Annotated in this window: 15 protein-coding genes and 2 pseudogenes; 5 read left to right on the forward strand and 12 right to left on the reverse strand. The window is 70.0% G+C overall.

Going from position 1 to position 17,505, the window contains the following annotated elements:
• Positions 1-7 precede the first annotated feature (7 nt).
• Entirely contained in the window at positions 8-352 is a 345-nt protein-coding gene (locus ACZ4XX_RS33150; RefSeq protein ID WP_468511566.1) for a hypothetical protein, read from the forward strand.
• Positions 353-378: 26 nt separating this feature from the next.
• On the opposite strand, the gene ACZ4XX_RS33155 is transcribed toward ACZ4XX_RS33150, so the two are convergent.
• The gene (locus ACZ4XX_RS33155) at positions 379-825 is read right to left on the reverse strand and encodes a hypothetical protein (RefSeq protein WP_468511567.1); all 447 of its coding nucleotides are present in this window, start codon (positions 823-825) and stop codon (positions 379-381) included.
• Positions 826-982: 157 nt separating this feature from the next.
• Positions 983-1,768, reverse strand: coding sequence for a hypothetical protein (locus ACZ4XX_RS33160; protein WP_468511568.1), 786 nt, complete (start codon positions 1,766-1,768; stop codon positions 983-985).
• Positions 1,769-1,976: 208 nt separating this feature from the next.
• Here ACZ4XX_RS33160 and ACZ4XX_RS33165 point away from each other — a divergent pair.
• A pseudogene (locus ACZ4XX_RS33165) lies at positions 1,977-4,154 on the forward strand (helicase associated domain-containing protein); the annotation flags it as partial.
• A 154-nt stretch (positions 4,155-4,308) separates the two neighbouring features.
• Here the strand turns inward: ACZ4XX_RS33165 and ACZ4XX_RS33170 are convergent.
• Entirely contained in the window at positions 4,309-4,776 is a 468-nt protein-coding gene (locus ACZ4XX_RS33170) for a hypothetical protein (RefSeq protein WP_468511569.1), read from the reverse strand.
• A gap of 175 nt (positions 4,777-4,951) precedes the next feature.
• Here ACZ4XX_RS33170 and ACZ4XX_RS33175 point away from each other — a divergent pair, with 175 nt between their 5' ends.
• On the forward strand, positions 4,952-5,197 hold the full coding sequence (locus ACZ4XX_RS33175) for a helicase associated domain-containing protein (protein WP_468511579.1): 246 nt from the start codon (positions 4,952-4,954) through the stop codon (positions 5,195-5,197).
• Positions 5,198-5,283: 86 nt separating this feature from the next.
• Here the strand turns inward: ACZ4XX_RS33175 and ACZ4XX_RS33180 are convergent, their stop codons facing one another.
• Positions 5,284-6,186: a hypothetical protein gene (locus ACZ4XX_RS33180; RefSeq protein WP_468511570.1), complete on the reverse strand. Its 903-nt coding sequence runs from the start codon at positions 6,184-6,186 to the stop codon at positions 5,284-5,286.
• Between the two features lie 349 nt (positions 6,187-6,535).
• Here ACZ4XX_RS33180 and ACZ4XX_RS33185 point away from each other — a divergent pair, with 349 nt between their 5' ends.
• The gene (locus ACZ4XX_RS33185; RefSeq protein WP_231069407.1) at positions 6,536-6,931 is read left to right on the forward strand and encodes a hypothetical protein; all 396 of its coding nucleotides are present in this window, start codon (positions 6,536-6,538) and stop codon (positions 6,929-6,931) included.
• A gap of 10 nt (positions 6,932-6,941) precedes the next feature.
• Here ACZ4XX_RS33185 and ACZ4XX_RS33190 read toward each other — a convergent pair.
• From ACZ4XX_RS33190 to ACZ4XX_RS33200, 3 genes and pseudogenes are all read right to left on the reverse strand, one after another.
• Positions 6,942-7,421: pseudogene (locus ACZ4XX_RS33190) on the reverse strand (transposase); the annotation flags it as partial.
• A 178-nt stretch (positions 7,422-7,599) separates the two neighbouring features.
• A complete protein-coding gene (locus tag ACZ4XX_RS33195) occupies positions 7,600-8,097 on the reverse strand; it encodes a YfbM family protein (protein ID WP_468511571.1) in 498 nt (165 codons plus the stop codon).
• A 450-nt stretch (positions 8,098-8,547) separates the two neighbouring features.
• Positions 8,548-8,892, reverse strand: a complete 345-nt coding sequence (locus ACZ4XX_RS33200) for a hypothetical protein (protein WP_468511572.1) — start codon at positions 8,890-8,892, stop codon at positions 8,548-8,550.
• 34 nt (positions 8,893-8,926) lie between these two features.
• On the opposite strand from ACZ4XX_RS33200, the gene ACZ4XX_RS33205 reads away from it, so the two are divergent.
• Complete coding sequence (locus ACZ4XX_RS33205) at positions 8,927-9,088, forward strand: hypothetical protein (protein WP_468511573.1); 162 nt, start codon at positions 8,927-8,929, stop codon at positions 9,086-9,088.
• A 785-nt stretch (positions 9,089-9,873) separates the two neighbouring features.
• Here ACZ4XX_RS33205 and ACZ4XX_RS33210 read toward each other — a convergent pair.
• The 5 genes from ACZ4XX_RS33210 to ACZ4XX_RS33230 all read right to left on the reverse strand — a co-directional run bounded on the left by ACZ4XX_RS33210 (position 9,874) and on the right by ACZ4XX_RS33230 (position 17,346).
• On the reverse strand, positions 9,874-11,232 hold the full coding sequence (locus tag ACZ4XX_RS33210) for a hypothetical protein (RefSeq protein ID WP_468511574.1): 1,359 nt from the start codon (positions 11,230-11,232) through the stop codon (positions 9,874-9,876).
• Between the two features lie 349 nt (positions 11,233-11,581).
• Positions 11,582-12,058: a lipase family protein gene (locus ACZ4XX_RS33215; RefSeq protein WP_468511575.1), complete on the reverse strand. Its 477-nt coding sequence runs from the start codon at positions 12,056-12,058 to the stop codon at positions 11,582-11,584.
• A 3-nt stretch (positions 12,059-12,061) separates the two neighbouring features.
• Positions 12,062-12,310 carry a hypothetical protein gene (locus ACZ4XX_RS33220; RefSeq protein WP_468511576.1) on the reverse strand — a complete coding sequence of 83 codons (249 nt, stop codon included), beginning with the start codon at positions 12,308-12,310 and terminating at the stop codon, positions 12,062-12,064.
• A 413-nt stretch (positions 12,311-12,723) separates the two neighbouring features.
• Positions 12,724-14,988, reverse strand: a complete 2,265-nt coding sequence (locus ACZ4XX_RS33225; protein ID WP_468511577.1) for an FG-GAP repeat domain-containing protein — start codon at positions 14,986-14,988, stop codon at positions 12,724-12,726.
• A 147-nt stretch (positions 14,989-15,135) separates the two neighbouring features.
• The gene (locus ACZ4XX_RS33230; RefSeq protein ID WP_468511578.1) at positions 15,136-17,346 is read right to left on the reverse strand and encodes an FG-GAP repeat domain-containing protein; all 2,211 of its coding nucleotides are present in this window, start codon (positions 17,344-17,346) and stop codon (positions 15,136-15,138) included.
• Between the last annotated feature and the right edge of the window lie 159 nt (positions 17,347-17,505).

Below are 17,505 nucleotides of genomic sequence, written 5' to 3' on the forward strand. Positions count from 1 at the left end.
GGCCGTCATGGCGGACGAGTTGCACCAGACGACCACCCGCATCCGGACTCGACATCTTTCGGAATTCCGGACTGTCGTCTTTGAGCTACCGAGCGGAGCCCCGGAGGTTCCACTCCCGTACGGTGCCGGCCTGCTTGTGCCGACCTACATCCGGATCCACTACGACCACTACTACCCGCCCAACGAGCGCACGACCGCCAGGGCGCGCGTCTTCGGATCGCCGAGGAAGCCTGGCGAGGCGAAGGAGAGTGGCCTGGTGGACGTCGAGTTCACGCATGAAGCCCACTGGGTCCCGGAGTGGGTCACGCAGCTGATGCGGGACTCCTGCCCCATCAGATGGACACTCGCCTGATGGAGTGAGCTCCCAGGCGTCCCCCGTTACGCCGTCGGCGGCGTCATGTACGGCGGGTCCCGCAGCTCAATGTCGCTGACGGTGATTCCCTGCTCGTCGGCCAGGCGCTGCAGCTGCTCCTCGCGCATGAAGAGGGGTGCTTCGGTGTCGACGAACTGTCCGAGGTACTCGCCCGTATGGCGGTTGTACGTGATCTTCCTGGTTGCGGCGTTGCCCTCCTCGATCCCCATCCTTTCGGCGGCCACCGTGAAGCCGGTGCCCGCGGAAGCGGCGATGGCCCGGTCCCGGCACTGGTGGATGAACTCTGCTGAGGGGCGGATTGACCCGTCGCTGAAGAGGGCGCGGATCGCCTCCAGCTCGATGGTGTCGCGCGCCGCGGTGATACCAGCGGCGTGTAGGGCAGCGAGGGCCTCGTCGAAGCGCTCGGCGGGACCGTAGAGGAATGCGTAGACCGTGCCGCGTACGTCGTCCATGGCGCGACCCTACCGATGCGGGATCCGGCGAAGCACCCGAACGGCCCACTCGTGGCGGCGTGTCGCTACAGCGGCGACCGGCGGTCCGCGATGACCGGGGGGTAGCCCGCATCGCGCGTTCGGGTGCGAGGTGTTGGGGCACGTCCGGTACGGGCGTTCACGCCATCACCTTCGCGTTCTTGCCGTGCAGCGGGACGGCGGCGAGCTCGGGCAGACGCTGTGCCCATGGCGCGCGGCGGACCGGCTCGGGGCGGCCTTTGGTACGCAGCTTCTCCAGCCGTACGGCCAGGAGGTGCTCGGCGGTCCGGGTCTGGGCTGTCGCGGCGGCCTGGGTCGCGGCGCGGAGGGCGGCGTCGCCGTCGGGCATGGACTGGTGCCAGGGTTTGCCGCGTTCGGTGGCGTACGCCTTGCGTGCCTCGGCTTGGGCTTCCTCGCTGCGGCCCAGCGTGTCCAGTGCACGCTGCCGGTAGTCCGCGACCGCGTCCTCGGCGGTGAGGAACGCGTTGTACGCGGCTGCGTCCTTGGCGGCTTCGGGACCGGCGGCATCCAGGTCGGCAAGGTCGGTGATCTTCTGGAACTGCGCCCACTCGGCGGCGATGTCGTTCTCGATGGCCGCGCGGACCTCGGCGGTGACGGCCGCGACGCTGGACGGGTCGGTCAGGTCGGCCGACCAGGTGGCCTGGAGGAGGCCGGCCTCGCTGATCAGGACCTCGATCTGCCGCCGGTGGTCGCATGCGTCGCACAGCCCGGCCGACCGCTCCCGGCCGCACTCCTCACACGTGACAGCCTGCCGGACTGCGGCCTCGGCTGCGGCCAGCGTCTCTGCCTCGGCACGGAGCGCCGCACGCCGCGCCTTCCGCTCCCGGGCTTCTTCGCGGCGGGCAACGAAGCCGACGGCTTCCGCCTTGGCATGCCGCCCGACAGTCAGAACCAGGGGGTGCACCGTCGCGTCGGTATCGGCGTCGTACGCTTCGACACTTCCACCGGCTCGCCGTCCACGGCGACGGTCACCCTCTTGCGCTGGCCCCCTGGTGCTGGGTGCCGCCGTCGCCATGAACGACCTCCCCGACCCACTCCGACATCGCGAACATGCACGACACCTGAAACGCCAGCTCAGCGGCATTCCCAACACGACCCCAGTCGGTAAAACGGACGAGGCGCACGGAACCGCTGGGGATCTTGGACGTCCGTGGGCGGCGATTCACGACAACGCCCGGATCCCGGCGGACTTCCGGCTCTACCTGACCGCGACCCCGCGCATCCTCGCCGCACCCCGGCCGCAGAAGGGCGCGGACGGTCAGGAGGTGGGGCTCGCGACCATGGTCGACGACCCGAACGGGACCTATGGAGCGTGGATCGCAGAACTCGGGCTCTCGGAGGCGATCGAGCGGGAGATCCTCGCCGGGTTCGAGATCGACGTGCTGGAGATCCGCGACCCCTCCCCCATTCTCGGGGAGACCGAGGAAGCGCAGCGGGGCCGGCGCCTGGCGCTGCTGCAGACCGCGCTCCTGGAGCACGCGGCGGCGTACAACCTGCGTACGGTCATGACGTTCCACCAGAAGGTGGAGGAAGCCAGGGCGTTCGCGGACAAGCTGCCCGAGACGGCGGCCGAGCTGTACATGAACGACGCCTCCGATGAGGACCTGGCGAAGGCGGAGAAGCTGCCCGCGTCGTCGATCGACGCCGAGTTCTACGAACTCGAGGCCGGACGCCACGTCCCGCCGGACCGCGTGTGGTCGGCGTGGCTGTGCGGCGACCACCTCGTCACCGAGCGGCGCGAGGTCCTGCGCCAGTTCGCCAACGGCATCGACGCGGCCGGGCGCCGGGTGCACCGGGCGTTCCTCGCCAGCGTTCGCGTTCTCGGAGAGGGCGTGGACATCACCGGCGAGCGGGGAGTCGACTCGATCTGCTTCGCCGACACCCGCGGCTCACAGGTGGAGATCGTGCAGAACATCGGCCGGGCCCTCCGGCTCAACCGCGACGGCAGCACCAAGGTCGCCAGGATCATCGTGCCGGTCTTCCTGGAGCCGAACGAAGACCCCACCGACATGGTCGCCAGCGCCTCGTTCCGCCCTCTTGTAGCCGTGCTCCAGGGCCTGCGTTCGCATGACGAACGTCTGGTCGAGCAGCTCGCTTCCCGGGCGCTCACGAGCGGGAAGCGCAAGGTGCACGTCCGGCGTGACGAGGACGGGCGGATCGTCGGGGCCGGCGGCGAGAGCGACGGCGAGGACCAGGAGGACGACGACACCCAGGCCGCCACCGAAGCCGCTCTGCTGCACTTCTCCAGCCCGCGCGACGCGGCGACGATCGCGGCGTTCCTGCGCACCCGGGTCTACCGGCCGGAGTCTCTCGTGTGGCTGGAGGGCTACCAAGCCCTGATCCGCTGGCGGAAGGAGAACGAGATCACCGGCGTCCACTCCGTGGCCTACGACGTCGAGGTCGAGGTGGGGGTCACGAAGGAGTTCCCGCTTGGGCGGTGGGTGCATCAGCAGCGGAAGGCGCTGCGGGCCGGGGAGCTGGAGGAGCGACGCAAGACGCTGCTGGACGCTCCTGAGGCCGGGATGGTCTGGGAACCCGGCGAAGAGGCGTGGGAGAACAAGCTCGCCGCCCTGCGCTCCTACCGGCGGGCCACTGGACACCTCGCACCCCGACAGGACGCCGTCTGGGGCGAAGGCGAGGCGATGGTGCCCATCGGGCAGCATCTGGCGAACCTGCGCAGGAAGGACGGTCTCGGGAAGGACCCGGAACGGGCGCACGAGCGCGCCGCGCAGCTGGCTGCGATCGACCCGGACTGGAACTGCCCGTGGCCGCTGGACTGGCAACGCCACTACCGCGTCCTCGCCGACCTCGTCGACGCCGACGGCCACCTGCCGGCCATCGCACCCGGCGTGGTCTTCGAGGGCGACGACATCGGGCGGTGGCTCCAGCGGCAGAAGAACCCGGGCACCTGGGCGCAGCTTCTCCCCGAGCAGCAGCAGCGGCTGGCGAAGGTGGGCGTGCAGCCCGACCAGACACCGTCTTCCACCCCCGCAGCCGCGCGTGCCGCCAAGGCCCCGAGCAAGGCGCAGCAGGCGTTCCAGCGGGGCCTCGCGGCCCTCACGCAGTGGGTGGAGCGGGAAGGCGACCGGCCGGTGCCAAGGGGTCACGGCGAGCAGATCGCGGTCGACGGCGAGACGGAGCCGGCGATCGTGAAGCTGGGCGTATGGATTTCGAACACGAAATCCAGGAGAGACCGGCTGGACGCCGAGCAGCTCGCCCTACTCGCGGAGTTGGGCATGGACTGGGCAAGGCCCCTGGCGATCCCCCAGGCCTCCCCCGACACCCTCTGACCGCCGTCTTACGCCGCTTGCCCAGACACCGGGCCTCATAGGAGGTACGGGGTCCTGGGCGGCGGCTAGCGAGCGTGTTGCCGACCGGATGGCCTGTCTCATCGAACATGGACTGCCGCAGTTGAGGCCGTTGACTTCAGAACCGGCGGACATCTCACCTGTCTGAGTCTGCACCCATATCGGCGCGCATCCCCGTGTGTACTAGGGCCAGAGCGGCGAGGTACTTCTGCATGCACTCCCGGCCCTGGGTCTGGAGGTTCGTGCCGTCGATGATGAGGTCTCGCAGGTCACGCGCGCACCTGTCGAAGTCCTTGGCCAGCGTCAGCACTGATTGAGGGGCAAGAACCGCAAGCTCGTACCGCGGCGCGTAGCAGCCCGCGTACGCGGTGAATGCCCGGTGCCCCCGCTCTTCGTCGGTCAGCCCTACGGCCACAGAGAGCACTCGTAGCTGGGTGCGAGTGTCGGCATGAGCAGCGAGGTACCGCGCGTACACCTCCTGCTTCACCTTGCGGCGCTCCCTGCGATCTTCCTTGCACGCTCTGCGCTGTTCAACAAGGAGGGCAGAGCTGAGAGCGATGACTGCACCCAGGAGAGTCCCGACGAGGGGTAACCATGTCGTCATCTGGCGACCATAGGCTGCACGACGCCTTGCGGTGCTTGCTGGGCGGTCAAGTTCAATGAGATCGGCCAACCTTTGAATAGGCCGGACAGCAGCAGGTGGCAGGAGTCACGAGAGTGACGCGGAGGGCCGTGCCTCCATTACCCGGTAATGACGGAGACGGTCCCGGACAGCGGGCCTGGCCGCCCTCACACAGTGGGTCGAACGGGAAGGCGCCCACAGGCCCGTCCCACGCGGCGCGATCGTCGAGATCGAGGTCGACGGCCAGAACGAGCGAGTGCCAGTGAAGCTGGGCGTATGGATTTCGAACACGAAATCCAGGAGAGACCGGCTGGGCGCCGAGCAGCTCGCCGCGCTCGCCGAGCTGGGCATGGCCTGGGCAAGGCCGGTGGCGATCCCCCAGGCCGCCCCCGACATCCTCTGACCGCTCCCTGCGCCGTGCCAGGCAGACGCCGGTAAGCCCATATCCGCCAGTGGTCTCACAGGGCCTGGCGGGCCTTTCGGCAGGGCTCAGTGTTCCGGCAGCTCCGATGAAGCGAACCAGTGGGGGAACGGTCCGGCGGAGGGCGGGAAGGCGAACGGCGGGGTGCGATCGGTGAGCAGGCGCAGCACGAACTCGCCGGTGCCGCAGTCGAAGCGCTGCCACTCACCGCCCAGGTACTGCACCAGGACCGGCCAGTCGTTGGGATCTTCCGGTCCGGTCAGCCAGTGAAAGGTCAGCTCCTGTTCGGAGATCCCCCATGTGAGCACGCCGCCGGGCGCGGGGTGGACCGGGTACGGCCGGTACAGGTCGGCGTACCGCGCCATGTCCTGGCTCCAGGAGACCAGATCCGTGCCCAGCGCACCCGGCACCAGCAGGTCCAGGTACTCGTCGAAGCTGCCCGGGCCGAAGGCGTCGACGATGTCCTTGTAGTCACCGGGCAGCGCCGTGCCCAGCGCGGCCTCCGTCGCGGCCCAGTCGACGCCGCGCCGATCGGGCCCCGTCCACCCGGTGGCCTCCCGCAGCAACGCCGCCCACCCGACACCGGGCGGGCGGGTGAACACGCGCTGGGCGAGGATCACGACGCGGCGCGGGCCATCGGCGGTGGCCGTCACGCCGTATCCAAACCAGTGCTCGGCCAGCACCCACCCGCGCAGCTCCAGCAGCCCGCCCTCCCCGCCGACAGGGATCCCTCCCTCCCCGCCCACCGGCGCACCGTCGGGCACCTCTGCCGCCATACCCCCGACCACCCACGCGCGTACGGGCAGACTCGCCCCGTCGATCACGTCCGCGGCGATGCGCTCGAGCTCGGCCAGATCCTCCGCGTCGCTGGGCACACAGACATGCCCTGCCCCATGAATGGGCAGCGGGCAGTGCAATTCGGGCGCGCGCCAGGCGTCGTTCAGACGGGTGCGCAGAGCTGGGGCGTCCATGCGGCCAAGTGAACAGCACGGCACTGACATTGGTCTTTTCGACCTTGTCCCGAACCCGAGAGATCGCAGAGGGCGCCACGGGCGTCACTCGGCCTCGTGTCGGAACCCTCCATCGGAGGAAGCGTCGGACGGCACAGTCCTGCCGGCCACTAGCGTGCGCGGTGGGAGGTCAGGCCGAACTGGTCGTTGAACCGCCTCCCTGGTGCCCCTGACCTGTCATCCCCGCTATCACGGGTTGGCCAAGCCCTGACCTGCGATCTCTCGCATCCACGTCAGCTAGGTGCTGTCCGATGGGGCGTGTGAGCCGATCAGGGATGTGGCCTAGTCTTCGCTGAACGAGGGAGGCCGCATGTCGCGCTACACAGCCGAAGCAGAGGCGAGGATGAAGGGGATCACGTTTCCTGCCTGGCACGGAAAGCACTACGTGACCCTGGCCGAGCTGCTGGTTCGCCTCGGCAGCTTCGGCCTGGACCTGACCTGGCGCGTCGAATTCGACGAGATCGTCGATCCTCGCTGTACCGAGATGGAGAGACGGTCCGCCGAATCCGGCATGGACACGTTGACGCTGTTGTCGCTGACGACCCCCTTCCTCCAGTTGATCGACGCCGAAGCATGTGGGTTCGCCGGGGACGAACTGGTGGTCGTCCTCACCGAGTTCGACAGTTCTTTGTGGGACGTCAGGGCGGTCGACGAGCGCGTGCTCAGCGACCTCCGCCGTCATTACCCTGGCACCAAGGATCTCTGAACAGGGAGCTTCACGCCGGTCGTAGCCACAGGCTGATCGCGGCCACGGTGACCATCTCGTGGAAGACGTACGACCGTTTGTCGAGGCGTGTGGCTACAGCCCGGACGTTCTTGAGCCGGTTGATGGTCCGCTCGACTCCGTTGCGGCGCCGGTGGATCGTCTTGTCGAACCCTGTGGGCCGACCGCCTTGACTGCCACGGCGCCGGCGGTTGGCCCGCTGGTCTCTCGGCTCGGGGATCGTGTGCCTGATCTGGCGTCTACGCAGGCGACGCCGAATACGGCGAGACGAGTAAGCCATATCGCCGCCGACATGGTCGGGCCGGGTGCGCGGTCCCTTGTCGCCAGAGCGGTGGCCAGCGTCATCAAATGAGCCTGGTACTGGGCGTGGCGGTATCAGGCGAGGTTGACTGCGGCGTCGTCGGCAAGCGCGCCACCCTGGTCCACCCCAACGCGGCGGGCCACGAGAACGTCGCGCACCACGTCGAGCGAGTCATCTGCATCGCCCTCCTCGAACGCTGACCGAACCCGACACCGGAGCCCCGGAACCCGCGCGGAAGCGCGGCCCGGGGCTCCAGTGTCCCTTCTTTGGCTGACGACGGCGCAGGAGCCGGCCTTGGCCGCGGGCTGGCGTAGAAATGGCCCCGCAGGAAAGGGGGGGGCGGCTGGGCTCAGGAGATCCAGAGGAGCATCGCGTCGCCCTCCCGGGCCGCTGTGCGCAGGTACTTCGTGAGGTCGGCCCAGTGGGCGGCGACCCAGTCCGGTTCCTCGCCGCGCTCCCAGACGATCTGCGGGTAGATGTCCGCGGCGGCCAGATCGGCCGGGGTGACACCGTCGGTCAGGCTGTCGGGAGCGTGGGCCTCCAGGGCATCCACGGCGGCGCGTACCCGGTCTGCGGTGAGGAGCCGGGGCGGGCCGTATCCCCAGTCCTCGCCTTCCGGCCAGGGCATGTCCGCCTCTCCGAAGACCACGTCCACCGGGAAGCCGCGCCGGCTCAGCAGGAAGTCGAGGGCGTGCCATGCCTTGTCCGTCTCATGCACCCGCGCTTCGGCGGCCGCGTCGTCGCGGACGTACGGCGCGTGCGCGTGCGCGGCCGCCCAGTCGGGGTCCTGCAGCGCGCGCTCGAGTTCGGCCGGGGTGAGGCGGAGGTACTGCCCGATCATGCTCATAGACCACACCGTAGAAGGAGGCACTGACAGGATCATCGTGTCCAGCTGGGTGAACGACGCGGCCAGGCTCGCTGGCGACTCCCGCAGCGCGCGAGTGTGCCGGGCCGGGGAAGCGGTGCCGGGCTCCGATGGGGTTGCGCTGGGCCGAAGCACGATGGGTGCCGCCAGCGGCACCTGGTGAGCTGCGGCTTCAGTCGGGCCAAGCCCGGCAGCTGTCACCAACGAGGCGCGCTGCTTGCACCAGCGGCGCGCGACTACCAGCGCACGTTCGCCAAGCCGATGTTCTCTGGCCCGCTACGGTGCCGGCGTACCGAGGCCGTGGGCGGCGTGGTCCTGGCGTGAGCCGCACGCTCCGTGCGGTCCGGCCCGAACCGGACGTCCGCGCCGGAGCCCGCCTCGCGCCCTGGCACCGTCCCCGTAGCGGCCATCCGCGAGCCGCCGGTACTCACCTCATGATGCGGCCGGTTCGGATGCGGGCAGGACCGTGACCTTGAGGCCGAAGTACGTGCCCGGTTCGAGGCCCGTGACCTCCACCAGCCCGACCGCTCCCGTGGCCGAGATGACACAGAAGCCGTCGCCCTTGACCAGCAAGTACTCGTTGAGGCTGTCCTCGAATCGTGTGGCCTTCTTGCAGTCGGCCAGGGACTTCGACCCGTCCTTGATCAATTTTGCGCCCTGGTCCGCCACGAGCGCGTTGAAGAAGTCGTCCCAGTGAGCCTCGAACCCCTGCCCCTGCGGGCCCGTTTCACCCAGCCGCAGCGGATCGTCGTTCAGGCTGAACCCGTAGCCCTCCACCAGGTCGAACTGCGCGGTGCGCGGAGTCGGCTGCTTGCACGGGCTCGTCGGCGCAGCCGGCGGTGAGCTCGTCGGCGCAGCCGGCGGTGAGCTCGTCGGCGCAGCCGGCGGTGAGCTCGTCGGCGCAGCCGGCGGTGAGCTCGTCGTGGACGGGTCTGCGGAGGGGCTGGCCGGCCCGGAGTCCTCAGAGGCCTAAGGACCGGCCTCGCGCGAGGCTGAGGGCGCCGCACCGGCTTGCGAAGGCGGGCCCGGCGCTGTTCCCCGCGCGGGAGATGACGAACCGTAGGTGAAGATCGATACAAGCGCGGCGATCCCTGCCAGGAGGGTTCCCACGGCTGTGGCGATCGCCGTGATCTTCCCCCAGTCCCGGCTGCTGGTCGGCGCCTCGCCGTCTCCGGGCCTTGCACTGCTCATGCGCCCCCCATAGGCCGGTCGAGCGGACTTCACATGCTGGACGCACCGCGGTCTACCCCAGAGTTCCCGCGGCTTGCACGCAATCGGCCTGAACCACCTCGAGCACAGCCGTACCACCGCTCGGCTGCTCGGCTGCTCGGCTGCTCAGGAGTGATGGGGAGGAGCGGGACGGTCCGTTGCTCGTCTGCGGCGCAGGGCCGTGGCCGGCCAGTGGATCCCCGCCTGCTGCCGGGTCCGAGAAGAGTGGTGCTGGGGGTGCCGGGGGCTGTGGGAACGCCGGCGGGACGCCCGGGTCACGTTCGCGGGGAAGGCTTCCTCTTTTCAGCATGTCTGTCTCGGGACTGCGACACCGGCCGCGCGGAGCTTCGCCTCGACTGCCCGGTTCAAGCGCGTGATGGAAGGTGCCTCGTCTTCACGGTGGTGGTTGACCATGGCGTAGCGGGAGGCGGCGTCCGACTGGCTCCCGAAGCCGGTCGGCACCTGCAGCATTGCGCGCCGACTCAGAAAACTGTCGGCCAGTGCGGAGGCCAGCCCCTCGATCCGTGAATCGTCCGGATCTCAGGTCCTTCAGCCGGTCTCGGAAAGAACGCTGAGGTAGTGCGCGTGCTGAGCCCTTGTCAGGCGCTGGCCGGACCATCCCTGACAGAAGGAGCAGGCCGGACCATTCCACTCCCAGAATGCTTCGTGTGCGAGGAGTTGGGCGAGCGTCATGCGTTCGGTGTGCCGGTCGAGGCGTCGTGAGTGCTGGCAGTCTCCTCCCAGCGAGTGCGAGCGCCCCTGGTAGCGGCCGGTGAGGTTGGAGCCGTAGACGGGGATTTCTGCCAGGGGTCCGAGGAGGGCGTGGTCTGCGCGGAAGGGCCGTAGGTCGATGAACCGGCCGGGGAAGGTGAGTGCTGCTTCCCAGGCTTGCCTCAGGCCGAAGTGGATGTCTTTGACCTGGGTGGCGAGGTCACGCAGGTCGGTGGCGTGGGTGGCTTGCGCGGCGACACGCAGAGCTGCTGCTCGGTCGCTGGGGCTCCACCCCGAGCTGTCGCAGTCCTTCTTGAGGCCGTCAAGGCTCGTGTCCGCTGTGAGGTGTTCGTGGTGGTCCCGTGGGACGACAGGCACGGCCGCGGCCTGCTTCACGCTGGCCGGAGCTGGCTTCGGCGCGGTGTGGACGGCTGGCGTGGGCAGGATTGTTGCGGGTGCGTCTGCCTGGGGTCCGCCGGCGGCGTGCTCTTGGTAGGCGGCGGAGAGCTCCATCAGGTCGTTCCGGCGCTGACGCAGCAGGTCGTCGGGCTCTTGCAGGCTGGTGTCGAGCAGTTGTACGCCGTTTCGGAAGGGGTGGAAGCCGATCGACTCCCATAGAGCGGCGATCTTCTTCGTCGCGGTTGCGCGGTAGGCGTCGGTGATGTCGTCTCTGTAGTCGGGCCACTCCCCCAGCCCGGGCTCGGCTGCGACGGCGCAGCAGCCGCCGGAGAGCCGGCGGACGGCTTCTGCGGCGAACACGGGGCCAAGGCCGAATCCTCGCCAGGCCTTGGTGAGGAAGACACGGTCCAGGATGAGCAGATCGCCCACCGGGCACTCGATGGCCTCTTCGAAGGCTGCCGAGTACTCGTCATGGTCCAGGACGGTCGAGACGATGCCTTCCAGGTCGCCCGATTCGCTGTCGGCGACCATCCAGCGGTCGGCTCCGGTGTGGTCCCGCAGCCGCCACAGGCTCAGGCGGCCAACCTCGCTGCCGTCGTCTTTGGAGCCCTCACAAGCTTCCGTGCAGCCGCCCGCGCACTCCATGTCCTCATCGTGGATGTAGCGGACGGAGACGCCCCAGTGCTCGAGGGTGTCCTCGTAGTCGTAGGGGATCGCAGGGTGGCCGTGGGTGTAGGTCAGCTGCAAGCGGGCCGGATCGCCGGGGAGTTCCGATACGGGACGGCGCAAGAGACTCATAGCGGGCAGGCTAGCCGGAGGCACTGACAACGCACCGAGGAAAGCACATGATCCGGACTCAGCAGCTGTCAGGCTGTTGAGTCCGGACCCCACGCGCCATGTCCGTCCACAACCCCTGCCGGTCCGCGGCCCGATGGACGTGGCCACTCCCCCGGCCCGGCTAAGCCGTTGCGCCTGATGCTGGTGACAGGCCCCATCGCTGTCAGCCCGTCAACTGGTCTGCGACTGAGCCGGCCTGCCGCTCGATCGCGGGAAGGGTGGCGCCGTTCCGTATCTCTGCGAGGCAGGCTCTCTCAGCCTCCCGCGTCAAGGACCCAGTGCCCCCGGGCTCGGAGGGATGCGACCGCTGTCACGAGGCGGGCAGTTGCCGGCTGATGTGGGCATGCACGGTCAGTGCCACGGGTCGCTGTTCGAGGTAGAGCTCAGCGGAGTGGGGGTCGTCCTGGTTTTCGACGGCTTCGTCGGTGACGTCCGGCGCCAGGGCGGCAAGGCCGAGGCCCGCAGTGACCGGGTCGTTAGGGTCGAAGACATTCAGCCAGGCCACGTGTGTCGGAAGCTGCAATGTCGCCGGCGTCTCCAGACGGAGTTTGCGGTGAAGGGGAAGCCAGGCCAGTGGCGAGCCACAGGTGATGAGGTGGTTCACAGACGCCGGGATCTGGCCGCGCCGGAACATGTCGTACACGACGACACTGCCGAGGGAGTGGGCGATGATCAGCGTGGCGCCGGTCTGCTTGATCGACTGCAGTACCCGGTCGCGGACCTCGTCGGCCTTGTCTTTGTGCTTGTCGCTGAAGTAACCCTGGACCTCGCTGAGCCTGCTGAGCACTGCCTATCCCGCACGGGGGCCGAAGCGGCGGTCGATTGCAGCCAGTGCCGCGGTGACGCGGGGGGAGACGCGCGTCACCGTGCCCAGGGTGCCTGCTGGCAGCTGCTTTGAGGGGTCCGGCGGGGTGTGGGCCTCCAGAGCCTGCAGGAGGAACTCTTCGTCGCCGTCCGCTTCCAGCTCGGCCGCTTCCTCGTTCTCGCCGAGCTGCAGTCGGCCGCGGGGAAAGACATCGCCGTAGTACGGGGTAGTCATCCCCGGTGCGGCAGCGTTCGTGCCGATGTGCGTGGCGATGCTCCTGGACAGCCTGACTCCAGTCTTCGGCCAACTTGACGCGTTCCACCCTGGTCTGCCTGGCGAGCTTGGCCGCCCATTCGTCTACCTTGCACTGCTCGGCCTCGGGGAGCGCATCCCCGGCTTCCTTCGTTGCAAGCACGGTGCAGCAGGGGCGGGTGCTCGTCGGGACTTCGAGCCGCGGATGGAGCGGGGGGCGGGCACGTACGGATGGGGCTGTCGGACGCGCGCGGCGAGTGCCGGACGTTACCGTCCTGGGAGCCGGACGAGGGTGGCTACGGCCTGCTGCTCGTAGCCACCCTCGCGAGGGCGTGGGGCGTCAGGGACCGGACGGTTGGCAAGACGGTCTGAGCGACCGTGCCCGCCGGTAGGGATCAGGCGAAGAGGTTGAACCAACGGCTGTCCTGGATGAGGTTCACTCCCTCTGCGGGGCGGAACGGCCTCTGCCACGCGCCCGTGCCCCGGTAGAGGAACGGTGCCGGGATGGCGTCGTTGACGTCGGCCGCGTACAGGTCGGGCCTGCCGTCGCGGTCGGCGTCGCCGGAGCCGATCAGGTCGTCGTAGCGCTGCCAGCCGCCGCCCATGCGGGTCCGGGCGGCGAACGTGCCGTCGCCCTTGCCGAGGTACAGCCAGAGGACGCCGTCCCGGTCGCGGGCGACGAGGTCGCCGTGGGCGGCGCCCGCGAGGTTTCCGGTCGCAGTGATCCGGTCGTACGTCTGCCAGCCCCCGCTCCCGATCAGGCGGCGGGCGGCGAAGGGCTCGCTCGCGGACCCGGTGCTCCGGTACAGCCAGAGGCGGCCGAACCCGTCGGTGGCGACGAGGTCGGGGCGGCCGTCGCCCGTGAGGTCGCTGCCGCCCGTCAGGAGGGTGTACGCCTGCCAGCCGCCGCCGATCCGGGTGCGAGTGATGAACGGGGCCTTGCCGTTGCCGGTGCCCTGGTACAGCCAGAGCACCCCGCTCCGGTCGCGGGCGACGACCTCGGGGGCTGCGGCCCCGGCGATGTTGCCGGTGGCCTCGATCCGGTCGTACGCCTGCCAGCCGCCGCCGACGAGCGAGTCCGGATTCTGGTAGGTCTCTCGCCACTCCTCCCGGTATCGGACGTCCTGGAGCCACAGGTTGCCGGACTCGTCGCGGGCCAGGATGTCCGGGGAGCCGTCGCTGTCGTAGTCGTGCGCGCCGGTCTTGCGGGTGACCGTGAAGGAGCCGGACGCCTTCAGTGCGGGCCCGACGCGGTTGAGCGGGCTCGCGCTGATCTCCCAGGTGTACGGGCCGGCCGAGGCGGAGGTCCAGAAGTTGGGGTTTCCCTGCCAGTTGAGCGTGCCATTCCAGTCGAACCGGGTCGGCTGGGGATCCTCGCCCTGCTCCGGCTGGGCGACGTACTCCGTGATCGACTCGCCCGTGCGGGTGTTGCGGAGGGTGACCCACATGGTGACGTTGGTCCGGCTGAGCTCCCAGGACATGGGGAGCTTGCCGCCGGCGAGGTCGAGGTCCACCGTCGTGGGGACGGCCTGGCCGAGCAGCGTGACCTGCGTCGGCTCGCCCGTCGCGGCGAGCCGGGTGACGACCGGGACGCCGTCCGTGCCGGGCGCGACCCGGTAGAGGCCCTCGCCGCCGCTGACTGTGCCGCCGACGAAGCCGAGGGTGTCGCCGGCTGTGTCGAAACCGGACACCGTGTGGTCGAGGAGTTTGCGTGTGGGCGTGCCGGTGAGGCTGCGGGCGGTCAGCGGGATGAGCGTGCTCGCTTCCTCCGCCAGCAGCCCCCCGGGCCTGGAGTAGGTGACCCAGTCCCCGGCAAGGCCGAAGAGCAGCCTCCCCGATGTGGGCATCGGGAAGCGCTGGACCTTGTGGGTGGAGCGGTCGAGGACGACGACGCTCGTACCCGCACCCGACTCGTACTCGGTCCAGGCGACGTGCCCGGAGGAGAGAGCGTAGGCGAACTCCTCCATCGAGCCTTCGGCCGGGACCCGGCGGGAGAAGGTCACGGTGGCGGAGTCGAGGTCCACGATCGCCAGGTGATGGGCGGCCGCTGTCGTCCCGTCACCGGTGAAGTACCTCACCAGGGCCTCGCCGTCGGCGCCCGCCACCACGAACAGATCGGACGCGTCCGCGGGCAGCCCGGTCACCGTTCGGCGCACCGGTCCGTCCGTGCCGGGGGAGTACACGTCCAGGGGGCCGTGGCCCGAGAGGTCGGCTCGGACGAAGAGGTGGGAGCCGACGGCTCCCGCGTACCGGTCCCAGTCCAGAGGCAGCGAGAAGAGGTCCGTGCCCGTGGCCAAGTCCTTCAGGGTGGTGGTGGCACGGTTCTGGAGGACCGCGACGTCCGAGTCGCGGGAGAGGTAGGTGCGGGGCTTGTATGGGACGGTGGTCACCGCCCCGTCGGCCAGGCGGGTCCAGCGCCGGAGGGCGAAGTCGTCCGCGTCCTGGCTCAGGAACCCGGTCCGGCCCATGCCCAGAACCATGTCGCCGGGCTTGAGGAGGGGCGCTGCGGCGTCCGCCGGCGCCGCGGGCGCGGCGCCGGACAGGGAGCCGCTGCCTGTGGCGGCGCCGGCTGTGAGGGCGGCGGGGCCGGCGGTGGCCATCAGGACGACGGCGACGACCGCGCCGAGACGGCGGTGTGGGGTGTATCTGGGGCGAGCCACGGAAGGAAGCCTCTCAGTGGGAGGGGGAGCGGGTCAGTAGAGCTGCGCGTCGCTCCAAAGCGAGCCGATGTAGCGCCCGGGGGCGAACGGCGCCGTACGCTGGGCCGTGCCCCGGTAGTCCGTCAGGTCGGGGGTTCCGCGGCCTTCTCAAAGAACCAGCCCGTTGTCGTCGTTGAAGGTGTTCGGAGTGCTCAGCTTCCGCCTTGGGGCGAAGGGGGTGCGCACGTCGCCGGTGCCCTTGTAGTAGGAGAGGGACTGGCCCCTGTACATCGCCTTCCCGTCGACAAGCAGGTCGGCGCGGCCGTCCCGGTCGGCGTCGCCGATGCCGACGATCTCGTCGTACTCCTGCCAGCCGCCGCCGATCCGGGTGCGGGTGGTGAAGGTGCCGTCGCCCTTGCCGAGGTACAGCCAGAGGACGCCGTCCCGGTCGCGGGCGACGAGGTCGCCGCCGCGGGCTCCGGCGATGTTCCCGGTGGCGGTGATCCTGTCGTACGTCTGCCAGCCGCCGCCGATCCTGACTGGGGGCGCGAAGGGCTTCGTGGCGCTGCCGGTGGAGTGGTAGAGCCACAGGACGCCGGTCTTGTCGGCAGCAAGGAGGTCGGCACGGCCGTCTCCGGTCAGGTCGGAGCCGGCAGTGATCTTGTCGTAGGTCTGCCAGCCGCCGCCGACCTCGATCCGGCGGGCAAGCGAGGTGCCGGTGCCCTGGTAGAACCAGAGGACGCCGGAGCGGTCGCGGCCCACCACGTCGGCGAAGCGGGAGCCGGCGACGTCGCCGGTGGAGATGACGCGGTCGTAGGTGTTCCAGCCGCCGCCGTGGTCGGTCCGCTCGGACACATGCGCGTACTGGGTGAGGATCTGCCGGAAGTCGTACGACAGCAGCCGGCCGTCGTCGTTGCGGACCAGGAGGTCCGGGGCGCCGCTGTCCGAGTAGTCGTGCGGTCCCGTGCCGCTGTCGACGGTGAGGGTGCCGGTCCGGACGAGGTCGGGGCCGATGCCGTTGAGGGGCTTGGCGGTCAGCGTCCAGGTGTAGGCGCCGTTACGGGCGGCCGACCAGTCGGGGAAGACGCCGTCCCAGGTGGCGGCGGCGAGCCCGATGTTCCCGTTGACGAGGCCCTCTCCCCTCGTCCACCGCTTGCCGGTCGCCTTGTGGACGAGCTCGAAGTCCGCCACCGCGTTGTTCCGGCCGACGTGCCAGATCAGGGTCGGTTGCGGAGCGTCCGTACGGAACCTCAGAGTGGTGGGGACGAACTCGTACGTCAGCGTCAGCGCGGTGGCCAGACCGCTGCTCGCACGGAGCATCGCGACCGGCCGACCGTCCGCGCCGGGGGCGATCCGGTAGACGCCCTCGCCGCCGGCCAGGGTCCCGCCCTGGACCGTGCCGCAGCCGTAGAGGGCCTTCGTGCTGTCCATGACCTTGACCGCGTCCCCGCCCGCGAGCGGGCGGGCCATGAGCGCGAACAGCGGGTTCGGCGCTGAGGCGTCGGCTCCGCCGTGCAGCGTGTATGTGACCCAGTTGCCCATGACGTCGACCCGGAGGCCGGTGCCGGTGCCGGTGAGCGGGGTCCGGACCGTGGCGGTCTCGCCGCGGCGGGCCGAGACGATGGTCAGCCGGCCCTGCGCGTCCTTCTCGGCCCAGGCGACGTGGGTGGTGGAGGCGCTGACGTCGGTGGCGGAGGCGGGCAGAGCCCGGTCGTCCGCGATCGTGCCGGTGGCCAGGTCGACGACGGCCAGGCGCCGCTGGGCCGTCCCTCCGACCGTGCCGGTGTACGCGAGGGCGAAGACATCGGGCACGGACAGGTCGTAGATCCCGAAGGCCGCGTCCGCGGGCAGGCCGGCGACCTCGTGGTCGACGAGCCTGCCGTCGTCGCCGGCGGAGACCAGGTGCAGACTCGTGCCCCCGGAGCCGTCCTCGACCGCCAGGAGGAGGGTCCTCCCGGCCGCCCTGAGGAGGTCGGAGGCGGGGCCGAGGGACGAGGTGTCGACAGCGACGGGCGCGGCGCCCGTCGCCATGTCGCGCAGCTCGTAGGAGGTGGGACCGTTCTGCTTCACGATGACGTCGCTGCCGACGGACCCCCGGTACGTGCCCGCCGACAGCTCGACGGTGCCGCCGTCCGCGTACCGGGTCCAGGTGAAGCGGTCACGCGCCTGCTCGTGGACGGTCAGGAAGCCGGACGGGCCGCCGCCGCGCAGAAGCCCTTTCTCGGGTACGCGCACGGCCTGCTCCTGTGACAGGTCGGCGGCCGCCGACGCACCGGTCGCGGCGGGCGCCGCCACGGCGGGGGCGACGGAGGCACCGCCGGCCGTCACGGCGAGTACGAGGGCGACGGCGACGGCGACTGCACGGACGTTGTTGGACAACGGAGACGTTCCTCCCCAGGAGTGGGGGGGGGGGGGGGGGGCGCCCCCCCCCCCCCCCCCCGGGGGGGGGGGGGAGGTGGTGCGTCGGGGAAAGTCCTGCCCCCCCCCTTCTGTGTTGTTTTTTTTTTGTTTGTTGGACCCAACCGAACACCCCCCCCA

The sequence above is a fragment of the Streptomyces sp. NPDC029956 genome, from assembly GCF_055574655.1.

Bases quoted from the DNA above. Each gene is read 5' to 3' on its own strand.
- ACZ4XX_RS33150 (WP_468511566.1), top strand. From the start codon at position 8: ATGGCGGACGAGTTGCACCAGACGACCACCCGCATCCGGACTCGACAT.
- ACZ4XX_RS33155 (WP_468511567.1), bottom strand. From the start codon at position 825: ATGGACGACGTACGCGGCACGGTCTACGCATTCCTCTACGGTCCCGCC.
- ACZ4XX_RS33170 (WP_468511569.1), bottom strand. From the start codon at position 4,776: ATGACGACATGGTTACCCCTCGTCGGGACTCTCCTGGGTGCAGTCATC.
- ACZ4XX_RS33180 (WP_468511570.1), bottom strand. From the start codon at position 6,186: ATGGACGCCCCAGCTCTGCGCACCCGTCTGAACGACGCCTGGCGCGCG.
- ACZ4XX_RS33185 (WP_231069407.1), top strand. From the start codon at position 6,536: ATGTCGCGCTACACAGCCGAAGCAGAGGCGAGGATGAAGGGGATCACG.
- ACZ4XX_RS33195 (WP_468511571.1), bottom strand. From the start codon at position 8,097: ATGAGCATGATCGGGCAGTACCTCCGCCTCACCCCGGCCGAACTCGAG.
- ACZ4XX_RS33210 (WP_468511574.1), bottom strand. From the start codon at position 11,232: ATGAGTCTCTTGCGCCGTCCCGTATCGGAACTCCCCGGCGATCCGGCC.
- ACZ4XX_RS33220 (WP_468511576.1), bottom strand. From the start codon at position 12,310: ATGACTACCCCGTACTACGGCGATGTCTTTCCCCGCGGCCGACTGCAG.